This is a genomic window from Leucobacter chromiiresistens, assembly GCF_001477055.1.
Taxonomy (GTDB): domain Bacteria; phylum Actinomycetota; class Actinomycetes; order Actinomycetales; family Microbacteriaceae; genus Leucobacter; species Leucobacter chromiiresistens_A.
On record NZ_LDRK01000126.1, the window covers coordinates 1 to 5,954 of the forward strand.

Sequence of the window (5,954 nt, forward strand, 5' to 3'; positions counted from 1 at the left end):
CGGCGGGGGCGGCGGGAGCCGGGGCTGCGGTCGGAGCGTCGACGGCGACGGCGAGGGCGCCGGCGCTCATGCGGGCACCTGCAGTCGCGCTTCGGCCGGGCGCAGCAGGCCGCCCTCGGCGGCGACCCATGCGTCGAGCAGCTCGTCGCGCCGGTCGAATCGGGGAGTGGAGAAGGCGAGGCCGCGGGTGGGCACGCTCGCTCCGAGTTCGACGAGGAGCGGGCGCAGCGTGAACTCGACGGCGAGGGCGTGCTCATCGGAGGCGGTGGTGAAGAGGGGGATCGCGGTCACGCCCTGGAGCCCGCCCGCGGGGTACCGGTCGAGGAACGCCTTCAGCAGGCCCGTGTAGCTGGCCTTGTAGGTGGGCGTCGCGATGATCGCGTAGTCGGAGTCGCGCAGCTGCGCGCTCCACGCGTCGACGTGGGGTGCCGGCCACGCGAAGAGCTCGTCGGCGTGGTCGACGAGATCGACGGTGGGCAGCAGCTCGGCGCCCGTGCGGTCGGCGATGCGCGCTGCGAGCGCCTCCGCGATCCGGCGGGTGCGTGAGCGGGGTTTCGGGTTTCCGATGATGACGGAGAGTGTGGACATGACGTTCCCTTCTCGGCGGTCGGTCGTGATCCACGGTGTGGTGTCGCGGAGGCGCCCGGGATCTCATCCCGGAGCGTGGTGCTCAGTGTAGGCCGCGCGTTCCGGGGTTCGGATGGCTGCGCGCAACAGTCCGTAACGGTCATCGTTCGTCATGTTTCTTCCGGGATCGAGATCCTGCACCATAAGCTCACCGCATGTCTTCCATAACCGAACCGAAACAGACTGCTGCGCCGTTCACCGTCGGCATCGCCCTCGACGGCGCAGGCTGGCACCCGAGCGCCTGGCGCGACGAGGCAGCTCGCCCCGCCGATCTGTTCTCCCCCGAGTACTGGTCGGAGCTCGTCGACACCGCCGAGCGCGCGGGCGCCGACTACGTCACCTTCGAGGACGCGCTGCGGCTGCAGGGCGCCGCAGAACCGGGCCCCGACGCCCCGGCGGGATCGCGCACCCTCGACCCCGCACGCGTCGAGGGCCGCCTCGATGCGCTGCTCACCGCCAGCTGGCTCGCCCCCCGCACCCGCAGCATCGGGCTCATCCCGACGGTCACGACGACGCACACCGAGCCGTTCCACGTCGCGACCGCGCTGCAGACGCTCGACCACGTCTCGGGCGGGCGGGCCGGCTGGCAGCTGCGCTTCTCCGCCGACCGGGCCTCGGCCGACGCGTTCGGGCGGCGCCCCGCACCCGAGCTCGACATCGAGCGCGTGTTCGCCGGAGAGCCGGAGGCGGGGCTCGACGCCCTCATCACCGACGCCGCCGACGCCGCCGAGGTCGCGCGGCGGCTCTGGGACAGCTGGGAGGACGACGCGATCATCCGCGACCTCGAGACCGGCCGCTTCCTCGACCGCGACCGCGTGCACCACATCGACTTCGAGGGAGACGGGTTCTCCGTCATCGGCCCGTCGATCGTGCCGCGCTCGCCGCAGGGGCAGATCGTCGTCACCCTGCTCGCGCACGCCGCACCGATCTTCGACCTCGCCGCGCGCACCGCCGACGTCGTGTTCATCACCCCCGAGAACGAGGCGCCCGCCGCCGGAGCCTCCCGCGGCAAGACCGCGGCCGACCTCATCGCCGAGGTGCGCGAAGCCGAAGCCGGCGTCGATCGTGCCGCCCTCGGCCTGCACCCGCTCCGCATCGTCGCCGACCTCGTGGTCGCGCTCGACTCCGGCGCGGAGGGCGGCGCGGATCGCGTGGCGCGGCTCGACCGACTCGCGGGGGTGGCCGCCGCGGGCGACGCGCGCATCGAGGCGGGGCCCGCCGAGCGCATCGCCGACCGGATCGCCGCATGGCGCGACGCAGGCGTCGACGGCGTGCGCCTGCGCCCCGCCGTGCTGCCGCTCGACCTGAGCCTCATCGCCTCCGAGCTGCTGCCCCTGCTGCGCGCACGCGGGCTCGCGAACCCCGGCGCCTCCGAGCCGACCCCGCTGCGCGAGCGCTTCGGTCTCGGCGTCGCGCCCAACCGATACGCCGCCCGTCGAGCACCTCAGGAGGTCTCCGCATGACTCAGCGTCAGGCACGACTCGTCGCCCACTTCCCGGGCGTCAACAGCACCACCGTCTGGAGCGACCCCGATTCGGGCAGCCAGATCGACTTCGCGTCGTTCGCCCACTTCGCCCGCACCGCGGAGCGCGGGCTGTTCGACTACGTCTTCCTCGCCGAGGGCCTCCGCCTGCGCGAGCACGGCGGGCAGATCCACGACCTCGACGTCGCGGGGCGGCCGGCGACGCTCGCGATCCTCGCCGCGATGGCCTCGGTCACGCAGCACATCGGCGTCGTCGGCACGCTCTCCAGCACCTTCAACGAGCCGTACGAGCTCGCACGCCAGCTCGCCACCATCGACACGCTCTCGGGCGGCCGGGTCGGCTGGAACGTGGTGACCTCACCCGACGCCTTCCACGGCGCCAACTTCCGTCGCGGCGGGTTCCTGCCGTACGAGGATCGGTACACGCGCGCCGAGGAGTTCGTCGCCCTCTCGAAACGCCTCTGGGATTCGTGGGAGACGGGCGCGGTGCTCGCAGACCGCGGCTCGGGGCGCTTCATCGACGAGCAGCTCGTGCACCCGGTCGTGCACTCCGGCCCGCAGTTCGACGTGCGCGCGACCGGGTCCCTCCCGCGGAGCCCGCAGGGGTACCCGGTCATCGTGCAGGCCGGCGACTCGCCGGCGGGGCGCGACTTCGCCGCCGCCAACGCCGAGATCATCTTCTCGCGCCACGCCGACTTCGCGGCGGGGCAGCAGTTCTACCGCGACGTCAAGGGGCGCCTGCCCGCGGCGGGGCGCACCGAGGATTCGCTGCTGATCCTCCCCGCCGCCACCTTCGTGATCGGCGACACCGACGCCGACGCGGCGGAGGCCTCACGGGCGGTCGGCTTCGCGCAGACCACCCCGCAGACCGCGGTGGCCTGGGTCGAGGCGATCTGGGGCCGCGAGCTGCCGGGGCTCGATCCCGACGGGCCGCTGCCCGCGACCGAGCCGGGAGCGGGCGAGCAGCGTCTCGGCCAGGTCTCGACGCGGGTCGAGGATCGCGTCGCGCGGGCCGCGCAGCTGCGGGCGCGCGCCGCCGCGGAGGGGCTGACCGTGCGGCAGCTGGTGGCCGCCGAGACGGCGTCGCACACCTTCGTCGGCTCGCCCGAGACCATCGCCGCCGAGATCGACCGCCACGTGCAGGGTCGCGCCTCTGACGGGTTCGTGCTGGTGCCGCACCTCACTCCCGGCGGCCTCGATCCCTTCGTGGATCGCGTCGTGCCGCTGCTGCAGGAGCGCGGCGTGTTCCGCGAGCGGTACGAGACGGATCCCGAGACCGGGGCCCCCGTCACCCTGCGGCGCACGCTCGGCCTGCCCCAGCCTCCGCGCCCCGCAGACGATACGACGAAGCGGGAGGCGGCGGCGTGACCGCGACGGCGCCGCTCGCGGCCGAGGCAGAGCGCGTGGCGGAGGCGCCGCTCGCCGCGGATTCCGGGCGCGAGGCGGCCTCTGCGGGGGCGCACCCCGAGGCCGCATCGCTCGCCGTGCGCATCGTGCATCCCGACGACGCCCTGGCGCGGCCCCTGCTCGCCGACCTCGAGCGCGAGTACGACGCGCGATACGGCGTCGAGGTGTTCGGCGAGGCGGCCGCCGTCGAGCTGAACCGGTATCCGGTCGAGTCGTTCGTCGCCCCCACCGGCGCCTTCCTCGTGCTGCTGCTCGACGGCGCACCTGTCTCGGGCGGGGCGTTCATGCGGTACGACGACCGCACGGCCGAGTTCAAGCGGGTGTGGACCCGCGCCGACCTGCGGGGCCGCGGCCTCGCGCGGCGCGTGTTGAGCGCCCTCGAGCGGGAGGCGGCGCGGCTGGGCTACGAGCGCGTGTACCTCACGACCGGGCCGCGCCAGCCGGAGGCCGTCGCGCTGTACCTGCGCGCAGGCTACGCTCCGCTGTTCGACCCGCGACGCGACGCCGCCGACATCGGCATCCACGCGTTCGAGAAGCCGCTGCCGCCGGCGGCGGCGGATCCCGATCGCGCAGCCCCGGATCCCGATCGCGCAGCCCCCGATCCGGATCGCGCAGCCCCCGCCCAGCATCGGGCGGCGCCCCGCGATCTCACCCCGACCGCCCCGCAGGAGGACCGACCATGACGACCACGCTCGACACCCCGCAGGCCGAGGTGGTGAACCGCGCCGCCCGGCCGAAGGCCCTCGACGTCGTGCCGCTGCGCCACTGGTGGCGCTGGGCGTTCAGCGCCGTCGCCGTCTTCCTGCTCGCGCAGCTCATCTGGACGTTCTTCTCCAACCCGCAGTGGCGCTGGAACGTGTTCGCCGAGTACTTCTTCAACGAGGCCGTGCTGCGCGGGCTCTGGCTCACCCTCTGGCTCACCGGCATCTCCGCCGTGATCGGGTTCGCGCTCGGAGGCATCCTCGCCGTCGCCCGGCTCTCGGGGTCGGCGCTGCTCAGCTCGTTCGCGTGGGGGTTCATCTGGTTCTTCCGCTCCGTGCCGCTCGTCGTGCAGCTCGTCATCTGGTACAACCTCGGGTACCTCTTCCCGACGCTGGGCATCGGGTGGCCCTTCACCTACGACTTCTTCGTCGTCGAGTTCGACACGGTGCGACTGCTCTCGGGCTCCGTCGCGGCCATCCTCGGCCTCTCACTGCACCAGGCCGCGTACTCCGCCGAGATCATCCGCGGCGGGCTCCTCTCCGTCGACCAGGGGCAGCTCGAGGCCGCGCGCGCGCTCGGCATTCCGCGGGGGCGACGCTTCTTCCGCATCGTGCTGCCGCAAGCGGCGCGCGCGATCCTGCCCAACGCGTTCAACGAGGTCATCGGGCTCCTCAAGGGCACCTCGGTGGTCTTCGTCGTCGCCCTGCCCGAGCTCTTCTACACCGTGCAGGTGATCTACAACCGCAATCAGCAGGTGGTGCCGCTGCTGCTGGTCGCCGCGGTCTGGTACACGATCTTCACGACCGTGCTCAGCATCGCGCAGTACTACATCGAGCGCCGGTTCTCGCGGGGCACCGCCCGCGAGCTTCCCCCCACGCCGCTGCAGCGCGCGCGCCGCAGGATCGCGGCACTCGCGGGCGACGTCCGACGCGGGCCCCGTTCCGGCCGCGAGCGGTCGCCGCGCGGTGCGCGCACCGGAGCGTCGACCGGCCCCGTATCCGCCCACTCCGTCGCGGCGATCACCGCCCACGCCCAATAGGAGCATCGCATGACCACCCCCACCGCAACCGCCGCCCCCCGCGAGACCCGCGCGACCGGCCGCGCCGGGCTCGTCGAGATCGACGGCGTGCACAAGTCGTACGGCGCGCACGAGGTGCTGCACGGCATCTCGCTGCGCGTCGAACCCGGGCAGGTGGTGAGCCTGCTCGGCCCCTCCGGCTCGGGCAAGTCGACCCTGCTGCGCGCCATCAACCACCTCGAGACCATCGACGGCGGCTCCATCACCATCGACGGCGAGTACATCGGGTACGAGCGCCGCGGCGACGCGCTGCACGAGCTCCCCGAGAAGGAGGTGCTGGCGCGGCGCACGCGCGTCGGCATGGTCTTCCAGAACTTCAACCTGTTCCCCCATCTCACCGCGCTCGAGAACATCATCGAGGCGCCCATCGGGCTGAAGCGTGCCCGTCGCAGCGAGGCGGTGGCGCAGGCCCGAGTGCTGCTCGAACGCGTCGGGTTGGCGGATCGCGCCGGCCACTACCCGCGTCAGCTCTCGGGCGGCCAGCAGCAGCGCGTGGCGATCGCGCGGGCCCTCGCGCTCGAACCCGACGTGCTGCTGTTCGACGAGCCCACCAGCGCGCTCGACCCGGAGCTCGTAGGGGAGGTGCTGCGGGTGATCCGCGACCTCGCCCACGGCGGCACCACGCTCATCATCGTCACGCACGAGATCGGGTTCGCC

The 5,954-nt window shown here is 73.2% G+C and carries 6 protein-coding genes; 5 read left to right on the forward strand and 1 reads right to left on the reverse strand.

The annotated features are described in order from the left end of the window. Nucleotides 1-66 precede the first annotated feature (66 nt). Nucleotides 67-588 (reverse strand): NADPH-dependent FMN reductase, encoded by a 522-nt coding sequence (locus NS354_RS12355; protein WP_058594758.1) that lies wholly within the window; start codon nt 586-588, stop codon nt 67-69. 194 nt (nt 589-782) lie between these two features. On the opposite strand from NS354_RS12355, the gene NS354_RS12360 reads away from it, so the two are divergent. The 5 genes from NS354_RS12360 to NS354_RS12380 form a co-directional block, all read left to right on the forward strand. After that, on the forward strand, nt 783-2,090 hold the full coding sequence (locus NS354_RS12360) for an LLM class flavin-dependent oxidoreductase (protein WP_058594759.1): 1,308 nt from the start codon (nt 783-785) through the stop codon (nt 2,088-2,090). Next, nucleotides 2,087-3,478 carry an NtaA/DmoA family FMN-dependent monooxygenase gene (locus NS354_RS12365; protein WP_058594760.1) on the forward strand — a complete coding sequence of 464 codons (1,392 nt, stop codon included), beginning with the start codon at nt 2,087-2,089 and terminating at the stop codon, nt 3,476-3,478. Before NS354_RS12360 ends, NS354_RS12365 begins: the two co-directional genes overlap by 4 nt. Beyond that, entirely contained in the window at nt 3,475-4,200 is a 726-nt protein-coding gene (locus NS354_RS12370) for a GNAT family N-acetyltransferase (RefSeq protein ID WP_241490538.1), read from the forward strand. The genes NS354_RS12365 and NS354_RS12370 overlap by 4 nt, the downstream gene beginning before the upstream one ends. Then, entirely contained in the window at nt 4,197-5,258 is a 1,062-nt protein-coding gene (locus NS354_RS12375; protein WP_058594761.1) for an amino acid ABC transporter permease, read from the forward strand. Before NS354_RS12370 ends, NS354_RS12375 begins: the two co-directional genes overlap by 4 nt. Nucleotides 5,259-5,267: 9 nt before the next feature. Continuing rightward, nucleotides 5,268-5,954, forward strand: a 687-nt coding sequence (locus tag NS354_RS12380; RefSeq protein ID WP_058594762.1) for an amino acid ABC transporter ATP-binding protein, incomplete at its 3' end; no start/stop codon positions are given.